Here is a 1,790-nt window from a genome sequence, read left to right on the forward strand (position 1 = left end):
CGATTATCAGCCTTTACAAAGCTCTTGCCGCATTTTACGCATATTCTCAGGCAACTCAAAATTCATTGCTTGTTGAATGAAAATAGATGGTATGGGGATATTAGGAGTTGCCTGCACGGTATAAGTTAGTAAAGTGCCGCCGTTACAGTCTACTAACTCTAAATTCGCGTTAAAATCGTGAAAACTCCCTTTTTCAAATCGAAATTGAATTCGCTGTCCCAGTTCTTCTACTACATTTAAATAAATTTCGACTTGAGCTGTAAAAAATAAAAAGGCTTTTTGAGCAGCTTGGTACACACGCTTGACCTTGCCTTTTTGCAACACTTCGCTTTTAGTAATATCGGGAAAGTATTGCACCCAACGTGGATAATCGGTTAACTGCTGCCATACATGAGATCGCACCAATGGCACATACATACAAGCGGTAACACAACCACCCCAAGCAGTGTAAGCTTGGGTTTCAACTAAAATTTTACCTTGTATCAGCGACCTTTGTTTTTCCTGACTCCAAACCATTCCTGAACCTGTATGACCTGATTCTAAAGAAGACGTACGCATAACGATCTTAATCACTCCTCAACAGTTTTCTAGCTCATTCACGTCAGGCGTTTAAACTAGAAAATATATGTTGATCGAGTTTAACCTACTCTATCTGTTTCTAGATCAAGTAAGATGATCACTTTATCAGGTTTTTAAGGAAATCAAATGAATTCTTCTAAATTAAATCGCACATTAACTCAGTTTATCGGTGTATTCTTTGGTATTGCCATAGCTGTCTGGGTACTAAGAGGTTTTGGTATTCTGACGAACATACCAGGAGGAGTTATTTGGTTATTGTGCCTGGCTGCTATCGTTATGGCGATTATTAGTTATGTCCAGAAAACCTGGTGGCGTTTTTGAAATTTTCAAATCACCTAAGACTATCTAATCTCCTTAATACTGCGATGTCTTCCGTATCTAACTCTACTGGCGTACCACTACGAATAAGTTCAGAAAAGTCCTCATTAGGAACCATAAGAGTCAGCGTATATAAGCGAGCAGAACCTGTATTTTGGATCACATGAGTTCCAGTAGGAGGCACCAACAAGCTATCTCCAGCTTTAATGTGTATAGTCTTACCATCGCAGCTTGCTACTCCTTCTCCTTTGATCACAAAAAACATTTCTACTGCCCATTGATGGCGATTTGGTGGGGTTTTGCCACCAACATCAAAAATTTCTAAACAACAAGTTAAGGAAGTATTCGCGCTTGCTGTATCAAATATAATAGCTAGGCGATTTGTGTCATTAGGACTAATGCGATATGCTTGGTAATCTTTCGGAGATTTAGCAACAGCAATCACACAACTAGCGTCTTGCATAGATGTCTCCTAGTGTTTGTTAACTGTTATTCAAAGCTTTTAAAATATTTTGTGAATCTGTAACAAAACCAAAACACTGCTTAACGTTGTACAATGTTGCTAGCCAACAATACTCCGGGGAAGTTGTCGCAGTGCAGTCTTTGACTAACACACAGTCGTACCCTAAAAAGTTGGCATCGCAGAGGGTTGTCATTACACACTGGTCAGCATTAACCCCGGCAAAAAATAGTGTGGTTTTCCCCATATTCCGTAGAATACTATCTAACGGTGTATCCCAAAAACCACTCATACGGTATTTTTCAATCTTAATATCTCCAGGGATTGGTTCTAGTTCATCTACTACCGCTGCTGCCCAACTACCTGCCATGAGTACTTTAGCACCATTACTAGGTAGTGGATCGCCTAGGCCCACACCATCTCCTGTGGGGTT

At 40.0% G+C, this 1,790-nt stretch carries 4 protein-coding genes; 1 reads left to right on the forward strand and 3 read right to left on the reverse strand.

Features of this window, described 5'->3' with window-relative positions; translation table 11 throughout:
• Positions 1 to 6 precede the first annotated feature (6 nt).
• Positions 7 to 558 (reverse strand): SRPBCC family protein, encoded by a 552-nt coding sequence (locus tag G4P69_RS37725; RefSeq protein ID WP_208342498.1) that lies wholly within the window; start codon positions 556 to 558, stop codon positions 7 to 9.
• A gap of 147 nt (positions 559 to 705) precedes the next feature.
• Between G4P69_RS37725 and G4P69_RS37730 the strand changes: the two genes are divergently transcribed.
• The gene (locus tag G4P69_RS37730; protein ID WP_208342500.1) at positions 706 to 900 is read left to right on the forward strand and encodes a hypothetical protein; all 195 of its coding nucleotides are present in this window, start codon (positions 706 to 708) and stop codon (positions 898 to 900) included.
• Positions 901 to 910: 10 nt separating this feature from the next.
• Here the strand turns inward: G4P69_RS37730 and G4P69_RS37735 are convergent, their stop codons facing one another.
• Both G4P69_RS37735 and G4P69_RS37740 read right to left on the reverse strand, forming a co-directional pair.
• A complete protein-coding gene (locus G4P69_RS37735; RefSeq protein WP_208342502.1) occupies positions 911 to 1,360 on the reverse strand; it encodes a cupin domain-containing protein in 450 nt (149 codons plus the stop codon).
• 19 nt (positions 1,361 to 1,379) lie between these two features.
• Positions 1,380 to 1,790: cysteine hydrolase family protein (locus G4P69_RS37740; protein WP_208355041.1), on the reverse strand; the 411-nt coding region annotated here is incomplete at its 5' end.

The organism is Aetokthonos hydrillicola CCALA 1050 (genome assembly GCF_017591665.1).
Lineage (GTDB): Bacteria > Cyanobacteriota > Cyanobacteriia > Cyanobacteriales > Nostocaceae > Aetokthonos > Aetokthonos hydrillicola.